This window comes from Legionella sp. D16C41, from assembly GCF_048541585.1.
Lineage (GTDB): Bacteria > Pseudomonadota > Gammaproteobacteria > Legionellales > Legionellaceae > Legionella_C.
On the sequence record NZ_CP183303.1, the window covers coordinates 1,907,787 to 1,924,556 of the forward strand.

Below are 16,770 nucleotides of genomic sequence, written 5' to 3' on the forward strand. Positions count from 1 at the left end.
AAATAATTTTAACGTCTTACGTATTAAGTTCAGGCAGAAATGTTGTTTCTTTACTCTCATTAGAAGGTAAACTTCGGCTAAAAAAATTTGTCAACTTACTAGTTATAGGCATGCCATATTGCTTATTTTTTAAATACGTCATTAAAGGAGGACAATGAGTTTTTGACCATAAAAGTGCTTGTTTTTGTGTGGAAGGAGACATAACCTGCTCAATAACTAAATTATGACTTTGAGCAAAGTTAAGTAAAACAGTTATCGCGGCTGTATTATTTTTTTCAAAAGCAATATCTAAAGCTGTTTGGCCTTTTAAGTTACGATGAATTAGGCTGGCATGATTTGCTACCAATAATTCAAATAATCTTTCATTATCCTTAGTATCTAATGACGAGCAAGCGACTTGCAATGGCGTAAAATTATCTAGTCCTATTGAATCAACGTTTATTGTTGATAAATTTAGTAATAAATCAACAACCTCAGTTTTATTATTTTGGCAGGCAATATATAGTGGAGTTACCCCATATTGATCAGCTTGATTAATATTAAGCTCATCATGTTTTAATAAGTCTTTAATTATCTCTATATGACCGTGATAACAGGCAATATAAAGTGGACTAATTCCCTCTAAATTAGACTTATTAATATCAAGCTTACTTTGCTTTAATAGTTCTTGAGCAATTTCCCTATAGCCTTTTTCACAAGCAATATAAAGTGGCGTTACTCCATATTGATCAGCTTGATTAACATTAAGTTTTGCCTTTTTTAACAGGTCTTTAACTATTTCTAAATAATTATAAAAACAAGCAATATATAGGGGGCTAATACCTTCTAAACTAGGTTTATTAATATTGATCTCATCATGTTTTAATAGTTCCCGCACAATCAAATGGTGTCCATTTTCGCAAGCAATATAAAGTGGCGTAGTACCATTATTACGTGCTTGATTAATATTGAGCTTGTTTTGCCTTAACAAAGCTTGGACTATATTTAAATAACCATGATAACAGGCAATATAAAGCGGCGTGACACCATCATTACGTGTTTGATTAATATTAAGATTATCTTTTTTTAATAGATCTTCTACTACAGTTAAATTGCCTATTTGACAAGCAAAAGAAAATAAACCTACTCCCTCATTGTTATAATAAGTAACATGTTCAGGTTTAAATGGATATTTTTTATTTATTGCGGTAAAGGCATTATTAATTGTTTGCAAGTTTTGGTTAGATGTTGTTAATACAGTTGTACTAAATATATTGTAAGAACAATTTTCACTAAGCGATTCAAATAAACTAGTTGCTAATTTCTGACTAGATAGTGCCCGAAAATACGTTGGCAATTTTTTATAGCGTTCAAAATCATTAGTATCAACATAGTACCATCTGCGATTAGAAGAATTATAATATAAGCAAACTGTATGGTTATGGCAGGTTAGCAGCATTGGCAAGACGATACCTTTATTTTTTTGATAAAGGTCTACTAAGTCATTTAAATAAGCCTCTAAACTATCTTTGTCAAAGATATAAGGCTCATTCATTACGAGTTTAAGCCTACTACCTTCTAGCTTTTTGGATTTAACCAATGGATATGCAGTTAGCAACTCATAGGGATTAATATACTGTTTAAATAAGTCTTTATAATTAGCTGGTCGTAAATACAAAGCAATTCCATCAAAAAAAGCAACAATTTCCAGGAGCTCTTTAGTTTTTCTATCTAATTTCGCATTTGCAAAATGAGCTTTCTTTTTAGCTTTCTCAATTTTCTTTTGTAATTGCTTAAAATTATTTTTATAAGTAGCAATAAATTTCAAACGCTTAAAAAAAATGGTTTCACTCTTTGCCAAAACAGCTTGGGCTAACATCATAGAAAAACCATGACAAAGGCCATTTTTAAATTCTTTATAACCAAGCAGTTGGCCTAACTTTATTAAATCACTGTGAGTTAACTTTGACATAGAACTTATAAACTTATTTTTTAGTAAAAAATTACATCCTAGTACCATAACAAAAATCAAATGACGAAAGGACATTGGTACCAGAAAACAATCCGAAATAATAGTCTTTTTTTTATTAGTCTAAAGAAAGCAAGAAATTTGGCTGAAAATAATTAGCTGTAAATAAGGTATTTAATTATTAACAGCCGATTTTATTGATCACATAGCTATAGAATTTTCTGATAATTTAGCATTATCTTCAACTCTTTAAACCACTAGTTGTTTAGGACTAAAAAACCTATAGGTTTATGATTTAAATTAGCCTCTTTCTTAAATTCCTCTACTTTACTTAATAAATCTTGATGGTTATTATTTTTAAATTGTGCAAATAATTCTTTTAATTCTTCATCATTTAATGAATTTTTATTATTAATTTTTTCAAAATTGTGAAAAAATCGCTGATAAGCCATTGCTCCTTAAAAGAGCTTAAAACAGAATGAAGACAATTAATAAATTCAAAATGAACTATAAAAAATTGGTTAACGCCTATATTTTTTCTACTTTAAAAATTTTTTATTTCAGATTAATTTGATAATTTTTTAGATTTTAATAGGCATATTTTATTTAATATTAATTTCAAATAATCTATTTATTTCTAAGGAAGAAAAATTTTCAATTTAATATAACAGGATAAATTCAATTAACAATATATTAATCCGAAAATAAATTCTTTCCAAATTGGAAATAATTAAAAATAATTTATATTGAAATAATTTGTAATATTCACAGTTAATTTTATAAATTTAACTAATATGCTAGTTAGTTTATCTATACTGACAAAATTCAAATCTACATTGTATTAAATAATTAAATTTATAAAGTTAAATTATTCAAACCGCTTATCACCTATTTTTTTGAAAATATAGTCAATCACAAACTTAACTCGCCTTGAAATATTACCTGAATGTAGCAAATAAATGGGGTGAAGCTCACCCGGATGCCAATCAGGCAATAAGCATATTAAGCGCCCTTCTTTAATATCTTTGCTTACCATAAAAGCTGAAAGGCGTGCTATTCCGCCACCAGCTAAAACCATACTGCGAAGGCTTTCACCATTATTAGTATTAAAAAATCCCTTAGCTTCAATATCGATTTGCTCATCTGCTTTTTTAAAGCACCAATTATTTAATATAGAATGCGCATAAAAATTAAGACAAATATGCTCACATAGCTTGTTAGGGTGTGTTGGAATATCATAATTTTTTAAATAAGCAGGAGAAGCAACCAGCAATCGTTTTGTCTCCGCTAGTTTGCGTACTTTTAAAGAAGAATTTTTTAAATGGCCAATACGAATTGCTATATCAAATCGTTCTTCTAAAATATCAACAATACGATCGTCACTAAAAAGGATAATTTCAATATGGGGGTTGATCTGGTTTAATTCCGGCATTAAAGGAATTAACTGATGGTTTGCAAAAGGCGCAGAACAAGTTATGCGCACTTTACCATGAGGCTTATTTTGATTAAAAGTAATTAATCTTTCTGTTTCTTCAATATCAGAAAGAATACGAAGCACACGATTATAATAAATTTCACCATCTTCAGTTAATGATACCGTACGTGTAGTTCTATTAATCAGACGTACACCTAACCTAGCCTCCATTTTTGCTATCATTTTGCTTATTGAGGAAGGTGACATCCCTAAGTGTGCTGCAGCATGAGAGAAATTATTACTTTCAGCTACTTTTACAAAAATCTCCATATACCCCAAAACATCATAAGCTTGCCTTTTCATTTATGCCTACTCATCATAAGTGTTATTCAATTTAATCTATTTATTCATTAATAAAAATTTAACATAATACTTTTTCCACAATATTAGACTTTTTCAAACGGCCTACAAAAAAATGCGGTTTGACAGGAAGTATATTAAATTTTGAAGGAATAAAATTTATCATGGATCTTCATTTAAAAGGAAAAATTGCGCTAGTGACGGGCTCTACTACAGGCATTGGTTTTTCTATAGCAGAAAGTTTAGCTAAGGAAGAGGTCACTGTCGCCATTAATGGCAGGTCTGAAGAGCGAGTTACACAAGCTATAGAAAAAATTTCTTGTAACTATAAACAAGCAGAATTAATACCTATTGTAGCCGACTTAAGTACTAACGAAGGAATCACCAAAGTAATACAGAATCTCCCAGCCATCGATATCCTTATTAATAATTATGGCATTTATGAAGTGCAATCTTTTTATGAACTCTCTGAAGAAGACTGGTTAAAATCGTTTAATCATAATGTCATGAGCGGCGTACGTTTAAGCAGACACTACTTGCCAAGTATGTTAAAACAAAATTGGGGCAGAATTATTTTTATTTCAAGCGAATCTGCTTTGCAAATCCCAACCGATATGATTCATTATGGGGTCAGTAAAACAGCGCAAGTTTCTCTTGCACGCGGTCTTGCAGAACTAACTACAGCCACAGATATTACCGTTAACTCCGTTTTACCTGGGCCTACACGAACAGAAGGCGTAGAAAATTTTCTAGAACAAACCGCCAAGCAAAATAACCAAACATTAGAGGAACTTGAAAAAAATTTTTTTACCGATGTTCGCCCTACTTCTCTTATTAAGCGTTTTATTAAACCTGAAGAAGTTAGCTCTTTGGTAACTTACCTTTGTAGCCCACTAGCAGCGGCTATCAATGGTTCAGCAGTTAGAATTGATGGCGGCTTGATACGCTCCATTATTTAAATGTTAGCTTTAACTTTCTTTTGTTTAACACGTAATCTTAAAATAAGGAGAAGTATAGAATGTGTAAAAAAATTTTACCTCTGCTAAGCTGTCTTTTTTTAACTACTTATGTAAATGCATCCTCATTTTTTATTGTTAATAATACGGCAAAAACATGGACTATCATGCTAAACAGTATATGCTCAGCACAAGATGGCAAAAATGGGATTATAAAACCTTACAGTCAATTTAATATTCCCGACTTACTTTTAAGTTCTGCTTGTAAAAACTTAGGCTGTAGTGCTGATTTCTATTTATCTAATAAATGTCAAGGGACATTGGTAGCTAATGCAGAAATTAGTATGAAAAAAGGGGTACTTGCCGTAAGCAATTACGAACCTAGCTATCGAGTTACTTTTAATTCCTACACTATAACGATTGAGCAGTAAAATTTTTTTAACAAATTAAGGAAATACTATATGAAAAAATTAACCTACGGTTTATTGCTAGCACTAGTTTCAAGTGCAAATTCAATACCTTGTTTTGCTCTAGATACTGATCTGCAAATTAACAATGAAAGTAATGGTAAGTTTACTATTTACTGGGGCAAAAAAGGTGAATTTAAAGATATTGGCGAACATTCTAATTTTAGAATTAAAACAGAAAGAAATGAATATAAAGTATTATATATTGAAATTCTAACAGCAAATGGTAACAGACGTCCCTATACACTTATTTCAGATAATTTTTGTGATCGTGCCATCATCACTATTCAAGATGATGTTCTACCTAATCGTTACATCACTCACAAAGATTTAAGTCAATGCGAAACTGCTTAATAATAACTTTTGCTGATTGGAGTATTAAATGAAAATAATAAGAAATATAGTATGCATTGTAGGAATCTTAGCATGGAGTAATACAGTTTTAGCAAACAACTGCCCTCCTATAAATCTTATTAAAGATGCTAACTTCATAAAGGCAGCCAGTCTTACTAATGATTGGTGGGTTTTAACTTCAGACACTTATAACTATCAAAATAGAGCATGGAAAACAAAATTTAAATTTACCGCCTACTTTGATAATGAAAACGATGCTTTAAAGCAAGGAATTGTTAATTACCTCTCTGTACGTCATACCCTTCAAACGCCAAATGAGACCATGGAAAGCGGTAAATTAACCTGTCTATACACAGACAGCTATGATTATGAAATCTTTGCGCAAAGCTGGCAATAATTTATTTTTTCATTATTAAGATCATTACAATTGTAATGATCTTAATAATTTGCTTTTCAGAACATACTATTGCTATCAACAAAGCACAGATACTTTCAAGTTAACTCTGCCTCTTATTAATCAACTTTAAATGAATTAACAGGATGACTTTCTATTTTTAAGTTGTTATAGTTCCAACGTTTTAACAATAGAATCTTTTAAAGGACAGAGCGCTCTCATTACCAGCATTTTATCTGCTTACTAAGTAAGCTTAAAGTTGAAGCGAGAACTTTAAAACAGTTTTTTAATCTGTACTAAGTAAGAAATAACAAAGGAGGTTAGCATTGATAGTTAGACGAGAAATAATATCAGTTTTAACTTTTTCATTTTGGCAAAACTATTTTATTTTAATGCGTCCTTATCTATTGTTTATATCAGGTATTACAGGCTTATTAGGGATGGCCCAAGCCCAAGCACCTTTCTCTCCTACCTTTATTGTTTTATTTGTTATTTTCTTTTTTAGTTATGGTGTAGGTCAAGCGCTTACCGATTGCTATCAAATAGATACCGATAGCCTCTCCTCACCTTATCGACCTTTAGTGACGGGTCAATTAAATAAGGAATCAGTATTCCTTATTAGCTTAAGCTTTTTAACATTAGCTAGCGCTATTTTAGCAGTTGAAAATTATTACAATATATTTGTAGCAAGCTTAGCAACCGTTGGCTTAATGACTTATACTTTTTTTAAACGTCGCTTTTGGGGCGGACCACTTTATAATGGTTGGATAGTAGCTGCGCTTTATGTACTCGCATTTCAATCTTTTAAACCTCTAAACTGGCAAGATACACAAGTTATTCTTACATTATTTACAGTATTATTTGCTTATGCTCACTTTGTACTGGTAGGTTACTTCAAAGACATTGAAGCTGATAGAAAAACTGCTTATTACACTTTACCTGTAGTGTACGGTCGAAAAGTATCGTGTCATATTAGTACGTTATTAACAACAGCAGCGTTAAGTTGTTCTTGGTTATTACTTCATTTAGAACAATCAATTAATTACATATCATTATTAATCTTTCTTATATCTCTTAGTACTTATGGCATAGGACAAATTTTGCTTTATCAGAACAAAACAGACGAAACAGCTTATAAACCCATTCTATTTTCTGTACACGCCTACTTACTGTTAATATCTTCTCTGATTTTACAATTAAGACCAGACTGGTTACTTTTTATGCTCATCTATTATGGATTTTTTATATTTTCTCTACGATATAGGCCTTGTAAAGCGCAAATATGATTACTATTTTTTTGAATAAAAATGCAGCTGGGCTTTGTGCGGCATTAAAATGTCAGCGTTTCAGCAACCATCTACTTACAAACTACCACTTATTGCCTCATTACTTTATTTAATAGGAGGGGAATTTTAGAAAAATAAACATCATCGGAGTATCTATTTTACAAATGGCGCAGTAAAGCTTAATGGAATAGAGCCTTTTCTGATTGAATTAGATAGTGAGTTAATCAAAATCCAATCAGTAACAATTTCAATAAAAGCTAATGCGATACGTTGTTGCTCTTAAATGAGGTTATGGGATGTCTAGTATTATCAATGATGAAAGAATTAGCTTAAAACAATTATTTCGCCAGCAACAAAAACAAACCTATCAACAAAGAGTTAAAAACTTTGCTGTATATAGTGACAATCTTAAGCAAACAGGTCTCTCACTCTTTCATCGTAAAATCCTTTCTCCTGCTGATAGAATAGTTAAAGTCGCTTGCAATTTTGAATCACAAGTTCGTGATATGTTAATGTTTGGCTCTAATAACTATCTAGGATTTGCTAATCATAATTATATAAAGAGTAAGGTTAGCGACGCTATTGATAAGTTTGGAGTCGGTATAGGTGGCCCGCCTTTACTCAATGGCAATCACTATCTATTAACAGAATTGGAGCGCCGGTTAGCACACTTTAAGGGTTATGAAGATGCTTTAGTTTTTCCTAGTGGTTATGCAACCAACTTAGGCCTATTTTCTAGCTTGCCGCTTAAAAAAGATATCGTAATAGTAGATGAAAAGCATCACGCCTCTTGCTTTGACGGCTTAAAACTTAAAAAAATTCCTTTCACTATTTTTGCCCATAACAATCTAGCCGATTTAGATAATAAAATAAAACTAGCCAAAGCTGATTTTGCTGGCGATTGCTTTATTGCTATAGAAGGCGTTTATTCCATGCAAGGTGATTTAGCAAAATTACCTGAATTAGTTATAAAAGCACAACAACACAAAGCCATTCTAATTCTCGATGATGCTCATGGGACAGGGGTACTTGGTGATAAAGGAAAAGGTACTATGAATTATTTTCAAACTTCGTATGACCATTGCTTGTCTATGGGAACATTTAGTAAAACCTTTGCCGTTACAGGTGGCTTTGTATGTGGCAACCATGAGATTATAGAATATTTACGTTATTTTGCTCGCTCTTATATGTTTTCTGGCAGCTTAAGTCCAATGCAATGTGCAGCTGTTCTGGCAGGTTTAGATCTTTTAGAACAAGAGCCACATTATCAACAAACATTATTAGCCAATAGTCGATATGCAACTGAATTGATTCAGCAGTTAGGGATTGATGTCTATACTGAGTCGGCTATTTTAGTTTTACCTTTAAAACACTCCATGAATATCGAGAAAGTTGCGCTGGATTTTCATGTCAATAATATATTTGTGAATACTATTAAGTATCCCGCCGTAGAAGAAGGACAAGAATGTGTACGCATCAGTTTTTCAGCCATCCATACTAAAAAAGATATTGAGCAGCTGGTAAATATTATTGAAAAAATATGGGCATTAGAAAGTGACAATTAATCTATGAATAAATTAGGCTATTCTTCTTGTAATGAAGATGCAAATTCTGAAGTGGTGGCTCTTAATATTCAGCCAACAGATACCCTTCTCTGCATTACCGGTAGTGGAGCGCGAGTCCTTGACTTGTTAACGCAATCACCTAATAAAATTATTGCTGTTGATAACAACAAGGCTCAGCAATATTTGTTAAAATTAAAAGTAGCCGCGATTAAGTTACTTACTTATTCTGAATTTGCTCACTTTTTAGGATTACTTCCTTGCCAAAAGCGATTAAAAACCTATCAGCAATTAAGGCCTTGGCTAACTCAAGATGCTCAACTATTCTGGGATAAAAATAAGCAGAAAATTAAAAAAGGTATTCTTTATCAAGGCAATTGGGAACGATACTTTAGAAGGAATGCCAAACTTAGCTGGCTAATTAGACATAGGAAACACCATAAGCTATTAAATTTTAAAGAAATAAGCGCACAGGCGCAATTTTGGCAACAAAAATGGGATTCTTTATTTTGGCGTAGTTTACTTAAATTATCAGCTAATCGTTTAATCTGGCGCTTTGTCTTACGCGATCCTGGCTTTTATGCGTTTGTTCCTGCTAAATTTAATATTTATCGCTATATTAAAAGCTGCTTAGATAAAGCAAGTACAGCTTTTTTGTTTAATCAAAGTCATTTTACACAACTTTTATTTAATGGTGCCTGGGATAATAAGTATTTACCTCTACATTTACAGCCACAATACTATGAAGGATTAAAAAGTAAAATAGATGCTATTGAATACACTACAACTGATTTATTAGCAGCCCTTAATAATTTATCCCCACATTCTATCGATAAATTTAGTTTATCGGATTTTGGTTCTTATACTTCTGAGGTTGATTATTACCAAACTTGGCAAGCTATTACCCGGGTTGCTAAGCCAAATGCTATCGTTTGTGAGCGGCAGTTTTTAGTGAAAAGACCTATTATGGAAACGCCATATCTGCAACGCAATAGGCACCTAGAAACACAATTACAACAAACGGACCAATCTATTTTTTATAGTTTTATTATCGCAAATCTACTACCAATTGAGAGATATAATAATAACTGAAGCTAGTTTCATTAAACTTATGCGGCAAAAATAACTAATTTCTCCTCAGTAGAAATATTTTAGCTGACCATCATGGTGATTTTGAAATTCTTTTTACCCTACTTAGAGTTATTTAAACTATAAAAAGCCCAAATTTAAATTCATCCAGAAAAATTGTGATAAATCCAGCTAAAGCATTGTAAAATAACTTCTTCCTAAACAGCTTATTTAAGATTATCTTTTGCAATTTTCCCAAAAAAGGACATTTATCCAACTTTTTTGCCATCATTTTATCAATTAAGGTCTATAATTTGAGATATTTGTACAAAATATGTTGTGATTTATGAGTTATTCTGAGTTAAAAAGCAAATATTACCAAACAATTAATAAAATAGTTTTACTACAGCCATCATCTCAGGATAAAAGCCCCTTCGCTGGGCTTTGTCTTAACATCATTAACAATTTAGAAACGTCTACTATTGATCAGAAATTCCTTGAAGAACATATAATAAAGATAGCTGCTACACAGCTATTTTCGCTTTTAAATGTTGATTCAATTGAAGACCATGAAAAATTCAATACCGCTTTAGAATTAATAAGGCAAACACTTAGAGTGTGGCTTAATAATGATGATTTGCTAAAACCACCAGAGGAATTAATTAACTTATTTTCAAGCGGCGATAACACTCAAAAAGAAACGCTAGTTCTTAAGTTAGCTCTTCTAAAGATAGCCACTATAGCACCAAAAGCTGATTTGAATTTTGATAAATATAAAGAGCAATTATCTTCTAAGGTTGATAATACGTCACTAAAGATGCAAGCAGAGACATTAAAACCTAAAGAAAGCGCCTTAACAGAAGCTGATTTTATAGACGAGTTAGTGCAATACTTAGCCAAATGTAGAAACTCCGAAACTAATTTGCGTCACTATGGACGATTGTGGGTTGTAGATACAAGCCTTGAAATTCAAGCAGTAGAAGTATTACTAGACGCTTTAAAAGGTAAAAATAATATTGATGCGTTTACAGATGACATATTAATTACATTAAGAAAGGGAGAATTAGGAAAAATTATTAAAAAATATGAAGAATGTAAGTTACTTCCTGAGCCATTTTTAATGGCTGAAAATATTCACTCTTTACATCATATATCTAGCATGACACGTCCATAATTGGATATGAATTTGTTTTTTTAAGGTTTAAATATCCTAGAGTTTAGTACCTATTTATTTTTGGCCTTAATTAATTTCTGTATTACAGCGAGATAGCCTTTTTAAGCTGGGATAAAGCAAAGATATAGGACTTTTTTTAAGTTTAATTAAATCAACGCTTTAGCTTACGGAGAGGTTATAAATAATCACACCATAAAAAAGAATAAATTTTTTACAATTTTTATATTTTTTAATTAATTTGTTTAATCTTCTATAATTAGGTTAACCAAGTATTAATAATTCCTAAATTTATGCCTGAAAGTAACCAAGATAGTTGTGATCTACTTATAGTGGGCATGGGCCCAGTTGGCTTAACAGCAGCTTATGAAGCTGCAAGAAATGGTCATACAGTCAGAATAATTGATAAACGTAAAGAAGCAGAGATTGCATTACGACCGCAGCCACTGGTTCTCGAACCCATGAGAAAGAAACAATTATTAGATATGATTACTGAGTTTGACCAATTAAGTGAAAAAGACTTTAAATTTATTGATAATCTATTAGTCTCTCCTGAGGTTAAAGTCTCTAGCATACAAAAATTTATTTTACGTCGAATTGAAGCACTTAATAAGCATCAGAAGAAGCAAGGAAAGCCTCCGGCTATTATTTTAAATTTTTATACGAACCTCACCCAGGTAAAATTAAAAGTAGGTGAAGCAAGTTTTGAAGCACCTAAGCAGCAATCCGAACTTATAGATGAGCAACCTGATGCAGGCAAAGGTGGTACTTTAACTCCAACACTTAACCAAACAACTCAAACCATACACTTTCAACATCTTATAGAAGCTGATGGTGCTTTAGCTCCTACACTAGGTTTATTACGCGAAAATTCTGAGGTAAAAATAGAACGGGAAACGCCAAAAGATATGGGTTATCTAGCTTCTGATTATCATTTCGGTGCTTATGTCTCTATAAAAAGCAAAGTTCCTTTTGAGCCTCCTTCTAACGAATTTGGCGCCTCAAATTTAAATGACAAATTATTTTTTGCGCGCTTTGAGCATAAATCATATTCTAAAAGCGATAAAAAATCTGCCAAACTAGGTTTTGTAGGTGAAATTCCCAAATCTATTTATAAAATATCCGATGAAGTAGCACGCAAAGAAGCTGCGCTTGCTTATGTAAAGCGCGCGCTGACGCGATATTTGAAAATTTCTGAAGATGATTTTGTAGTAGACCTTGTTCAAAGTGAAAAGACACAAGGAGCTAAAGAAAAAGTCAAAATGTTGTTTTTTAAAATTGATAGCTTACAAGCAACAAGAGCTTTTGAAAGCCATATGGGGCATTATTTTTGTTTATTAGGCGATGCTTATTTTACACCTAACTATCATGTTGCTCATGGACTTAATGATGGGATAGAATCTGCAAAGGAACTAGCACAATTACCTAAAGATTCTGATAATGTAGAAGAGCATATGCTCAAATGTGAAAAGTTATTGATAAAAAATGCAAAAGAAGCGCGTAAACAAATGATTTCTATTCGTTATCTAAGAATGCTGCCTCATTTAGGTATAAAAATTCTAACCCACCAAATAGAGCAAGTAGTAGAAACGCGGGAAAAAGAAAATAAACTCAGTGTAAATCCTATTAAAGGTGACGTAATTTCTAGCACCTACATTAGTAAAAGATGCTTAAATATCATTGCTTCACCACTTAATTTAATTCAAAAAGGCTCACCAAATTATACAGTTGGATTTATTTCTGCAAAAGCATTGAAAGATCCCTTAGATATTGCTGAATTAAATAAATTATTTAAAGACAATGATGGTGTTCCATTTACTATAAGAAAAGTTGAAGATGAGCAAATAAAGTATTATATCTTTGTAAGAAATTCATCTGGCGAAGGGAAGTTGATTGAGAAAGAATTAGATGATGCACATATTACACATTTATACGGAAAATCGATAGATGAATTATTTAGCCAAAATTTTATAACCTTAGATAAAGATAATTATCCTCTTAGAGAACACTATACTTTTTTATCAGAAAATGAAATTGAGCAACTATTTTCACAAGTTACTACTTTATATGAATTCTTAGATAATTACCCCAATCTTGTTTGGCAGTTTAAACTGGAAATAACTGGTCAACTGTATGCCATTCAAAAATGGTTAAATGAAAATAAAAAAGTTATTGAAAAATATAGCAATCAATATGATGTAGATATCGCTGCAGAAATAAACAAAATTAAAACATTTTTTATTTCGACTCTAGCAGAAACTACAGCATCTTACTCCGCGAGTGATGCTCAAACTGTTTTAAATGCTGCTATTACTTTAAAAGTTCCAACTGTAGCGCAATCATTAGTGTTATGCGGTGTTAATCCCTTTGTAGCTGAAAAAAGTAATTTAGTTGAGCAATCTTTATTTAATTTATCTTTCTTAGAGCCAGACGATAGTAATTATTTAGCAGCCTATGCTGATTCAAGATTTACACTACATTATCTATTACTCGCTGCAGGCCCCAAACATATATTAGATAAACCAGCTAGAGGCAATCTTACTATAGATATCATTGAAAAATTAATGATATTTATTCATAAAGACAAAGTCTTTATCAATCTAACCTCAAAAGAGCTTTTAGCATTAGCTAAACAGTATCAATTAGACATCAAAAGTGAGCAAGATCGAGATATTAAAGTTTATTTAAAATCTTATTTAATAAATTATTTAGAGAAGGTAAAAGCTGAAGCTTTAACTACGCAAATTAAATCGTTTGCTAAAGCCAACCAAGGTAAAGAAATAATAACCCTTTTAAGTAGGTTAAATGAGCATGAAACATTAGCCGAGAGCAATAAATATTATAAGCTGCAGGGATTAATGAATGCTTTGTTTTATAGTCTGCTAAACCCTAAATCATGCTCAGAATGTATAAATCTATGTGGTGCAAATTTGCTTGATTTCTTACTAAAAAGAGATGATTCCTATTACGACTTAACTAAAAACGATTTTTGTCTTCACCATGAGTTAAGAGAAAAAGCTAGTGAATTAATCAATGAACCACGATTTGCAGCTAATCGTAAAACATTATTAAAAAAACTATCAAAACAACTTTTGTTGAAACTTCAAGAGCCCACAAATACGATTGATGACTTAATTAATATCTACAATTTAGCTAAGAAATTAAACTTATTTAAAAATGATAAAGAACTAGGATTTTTTAGCTTAAAGGCCTCGAGCGGCCGTCACGATAAACTGCTTGAATCCTTGCAGCAACATGTTTTTGATAAAGTAAAAGAGGACAATAAAGAAAATAAACTTATTGAACAAATCTTTGATCTCTTTGATCAAGATGATTATACACAAACTATTAGAGAAATACTTGATTTTTCTATTTATCCTCAAGATAAGCCGTCAAAATGGGAGAAAGAATTACGAAACATTGCTTTTGACGAGTACCATACTCAAGATTTAAGCATAAATCAGCTGTAATTTTTTAAAACTTTCTTATTTTTAGGTATTTCTTAACTAACTACATTATTTTCTAGTAATATATTCCTAAAAGCTCATAACAAAATTTATAGTATACTTCTTTCGAAAGTGCGATTGCCGGCCAAGCTCAAATAAAAAAAGCACTTCAAAATGCTCATGTACTTTATGCACATGGTGCTTTTTCAGCGCCTTTTCATTTGACTGTGTTTCATTACTAATGGTTTAGCAATAAATCTAGTACATATTTGGTATAGGCCATCATTAATTAATTAGAGCGTCCTAGACCTAAAGGATTTTCTTTACTATGTTCATTAGTCACATCTTCCTTTTGAGATGGATTAAAGAAAGAATCACGGGTAACAACAGATTTAGTACTATTAAGATAAGATTTAATAGCTTTAAGATAATTTGCCCATGTAAATTGGCCAACAGGCTCTTTATAAGCGAAAATTTCTTGCTCCTCATACTCTAAATCTTTAGTAGCATTAAGCATATTAGTATAATCTTTCTCATCGTCATCCATTATATAAATTTGTTCTGCTCTCATATCTAATTTATTTAAATTGTTATAAACTTCATCATATTTCCGACCTGAGTCTTTAATGTTTATTCTGCTAATTTCATCTGCGCTAAAACCTTGATATTTTAATAGTTCCTGAATGTAATCAGCTCGGTTTCTAGTAATAATATTAACGACAACATCACTTTCTTTAAGTATTTCATGCAAAAAGTTGACGGCCTCAGGGTCCATTAATATATCTTCATCATTAGTATTTTTGCTAAAGTCAACTTGTTCTACAGGACCAAATTTTTGCATAAATAATTCTTGCACTTCGGATGTACTTTTTAGTAGTCCTGGAAGGTGATATTGCTTTGTAGGAGATTTAAGTAAAGATTGATAAAATGGGCTAAAAACAGTTTTAGACCCTTGTCGGCGGGTAATAGTGCCATCAAAATCAGTATAAACCACTACCTTAGTAGGCATAATTTTCTCTCATTATTATCGTGTATCTTAAAATTATAACTGAGTATTATTAAAAAAATATTAAGTGATTTTAATAAAATAAATCCAATAACTTGTTCTAAAATTATGCAATTTTTTTTTAATTATTTTAGTAATTTTTTGAATTAAAATTGGTATCATTATTGCACCAATCACGCGTGCACTAGTTTTTCATGACTGATATAAATTCACCACTGAATGAAGCCATCGCTAAAAACGCTTGTAACTATGCTCGAACATATATCATTAAAGGTAATACCCATCTCATTAACAATACCTATGATGCTTTACGAAGAAACCATATAGGGAAAGGCATAGGGGCAATTAGAGCCTTATTCAATGAAAATTCCAAATACTCGATTGAAGTAAATTATGTAATCGCTAAATTTTATAATGTGATTAAGGTATGCAAAAAATTTTCACTTGGTAATTGTACCGAATTATCATTTATGGCGCTTGATTATGTTATTAAGTATACACCAGCCCATATAAGTGCTGAGATCTTTAAATTAGAGGGTGGCGATCATGCCTTTCTTGTTATCGGCAGACAAGAAGGCAGTGCTCCAAACCTACCCCAAACCTGGGGAGAGCAAGCATATATTTGCGATCCTTTGTTAAATCAAGTCTACCCTGCATCGCAATACTTAACAAAACTGAAAGGCTTTTTTTCTTTAATAGAAATAGGAAAAAATCCGGTTACTTTTAGAAATTTCCTTGAAGATTTTGATCCACATACTCATACCCTAGTACCTTATAAATATTTCAATGCGCATTACATTAGAACTGCACAGTCAAATGAGCATGTTCAAAAGATAACCAATTTTTTTAAAACTAAAGCTCAATTAATGCTTAAAGCTATTAGCACCTTGCAAAGAGAGCTTACACAGTTGGCTGACGAATTAAAAAAATATAATGAATGCGGCGCAAAAAGAAGAGTTATCCTTAATTTAATAGTTAATATTCAAACTGCTAAAAAAGAAATAAAAGACCTTTTTAAAGTAAGCGAGTATGAAAGCGATTACTTAACGTTTCGTACTAAATTAGAAAGTAATTTAAAAAATGGACTGCGATTATACGCTAAATCTCTGCAAGTGAGTGAAAAAAACAAAAAAACTCTTTGTGAAGATTTAAAGCTAAATTCTATTAGAAAGAAAATATTATATTTTTTTAAACCTCCACCGAATACCACTGTTAGTTTAAATAAAGCTTTAATAGAAAATAAAAATAGAATAGATGAAATATTTAAACCTTAATCAATAAAATAATTTTTAGTAGCTACCGTAAAATATTATCAAAAATCACGCAACTATTTAGGAG

14 protein-coding genes are annotated in these 16,770 nt (G+C 31.4%); 10 read left to right on the plus strand and 4 right to left on the minus strand.

What is annotated here, in order from left to right:
* Positions 1-16: 16 nt before the first annotated feature.
* From ACNVED_RS08315 to ACNVED_RS08325, 3 genes are all read right to left on the minus strand, one after another.
* Complete coding sequence (locus ACNVED_RS08315; protein ID WP_419418560.1) at positions 17-1,951, minus strand: ankyrin repeat domain-containing protein; 1,935 nt, start codon at positions 1,949-1,951, stop codon at positions 17-19.
* 254 nt (positions 1,952-2,205) lie between these two features.
* Complete coding sequence (locus ACNVED_RS08320; protein ID WP_419418561.1) at positions 2,206-2,400, minus strand: hypothetical protein; 195 nt, start codon at positions 2,398-2,400, stop codon at positions 2,206-2,208.
* 416 nt (positions 2,401-2,816) lie between these two features.
* On the minus strand, positions 2,817-3,725 hold the full coding sequence (locus tag ACNVED_RS08325) for a LysR family transcriptional regulator (protein ID WP_419418562.1): 909 nt from the start codon (positions 3,723-3,725) through the stop codon (positions 2,817-2,819).
* A 161-nt stretch (positions 3,726-3,886) separates the two neighbouring features.
* Here ACNVED_RS08325 and ACNVED_RS08330 point away from each other — a divergent pair, with 161 nt between their 5' ends.
* The 9 genes from ACNVED_RS08330 to ACNVED_RS08370 all read left to right on the plus strand — a co-directional run bounded on the left by ACNVED_RS08330 (position 3,887) and on the right by ACNVED_RS08370 (position 14,450).
* On the plus strand, positions 3,887-4,681 hold the full coding sequence (locus tag ACNVED_RS08330; RefSeq protein ID WP_419418563.1) for an SDR family NAD(P)-dependent oxidoreductase: 795 nt from the start codon (positions 3,887-3,889) through the stop codon (positions 4,679-4,681).
* 59 nt (positions 4,682-4,740) lie between these two features.
* Positions 4,741-5,109: a hypothetical protein gene (locus tag ACNVED_RS08335; RefSeq protein ID WP_419418564.1), complete on the plus strand. Its 369-nt coding sequence runs from the start codon at positions 4,741-4,743 to the stop codon at positions 5,107-5,109.
* Positions 5,110-5,139: 30 nt separating this feature from the next.
* Positions 5,140-5,499 carry a hypothetical protein gene (locus tag ACNVED_RS08340; protein WP_419418565.1) on the plus strand — a complete coding sequence of 120 codons (360 nt, stop codon included), beginning with the start codon at positions 5,140-5,142 and terminating at the stop codon, positions 5,497-5,499.
* A 28-nt stretch (positions 5,500-5,527) separates the two neighbouring features.
* Entirely contained in the window at positions 5,528-5,896 is a 369-nt protein-coding gene (locus tag ACNVED_RS08345) for a hypothetical protein (protein ID WP_419418566.1), read from the plus strand.
* A gap of 323 nt (positions 5,897-6,219) precedes the next feature.
* Positions 6,220-7,179 (plus strand): UbiA family prenyltransferase, encoded by a 960-nt coding sequence (locus tag ACNVED_RS08350; RefSeq protein ID WP_419418567.1) that lies wholly within the window; start codon positions 6,220-6,222, stop codon positions 7,177-7,179.
* 296 nt (positions 7,180-7,475) lie between these two features.
* Positions 7,476-8,744 carry an aminotransferase class I/II-fold pyridoxal phosphate-dependent enzyme gene (locus tag ACNVED_RS08355; RefSeq protein ID WP_419418568.1) on the plus strand — a complete coding sequence of 423 codons (1,269 nt, stop codon included), beginning with the start codon at positions 7,476-7,478 and terminating at the stop codon, positions 8,742-8,744.
* Between the two features lie 3 nt (positions 8,745-8,747).
* Complete coding sequence (locus ACNVED_RS08360) at positions 8,748-9,833, plus strand: DUF3419 family protein (protein WP_419418569.1); 1,086 nt, start codon at positions 8,748-8,750, stop codon at positions 9,831-9,833.
* Positions 9,834-10,155: 322 nt separating this feature from the next.
* Positions 10,156-10,983, plus strand: coding sequence for a hypothetical protein (locus tag ACNVED_RS08365; protein WP_419418570.1), 828 nt, complete (start codon positions 10,156-10,158; stop codon positions 10,981-10,983).
* A gap of 290 nt (positions 10,984-11,273) precedes the next feature.
* Positions 11,274-14,450 carry a DUF2624 family protein gene (locus tag ACNVED_RS08370; RefSeq protein ID WP_419418571.1) on the plus strand — a complete coding sequence of 1,059 codons (3,177 nt, stop codon included), beginning with the start codon at positions 11,274-11,276 and terminating at the stop codon, positions 14,448-14,450.
* 265 nt (positions 14,451-14,715) lie between these two features.
* Here the strand turns inward: ACNVED_RS08370 and ACNVED_RS08375 are convergent, their stop codons facing one another.
* Entirely contained in the window at positions 14,716-15,435 is a 720-nt protein-coding gene (locus ACNVED_RS08375; protein ID WP_419418572.1) for a hypothetical protein, read from the minus strand.
* A 191-nt stretch (positions 15,436-15,626) separates the two neighbouring features.
* Between ACNVED_RS08375 and ACNVED_RS08380 the strand changes: the two genes are divergently transcribed.
* Complete coding sequence (locus tag ACNVED_RS08380) at positions 15,627-16,706, plus strand: hypothetical protein (protein ID WP_419418573.1); 1,080 nt, start codon at positions 15,627-15,629, stop codon at positions 16,704-16,706.
* Positions 16,707-16,770 lie beyond the last annotated feature (64 nt).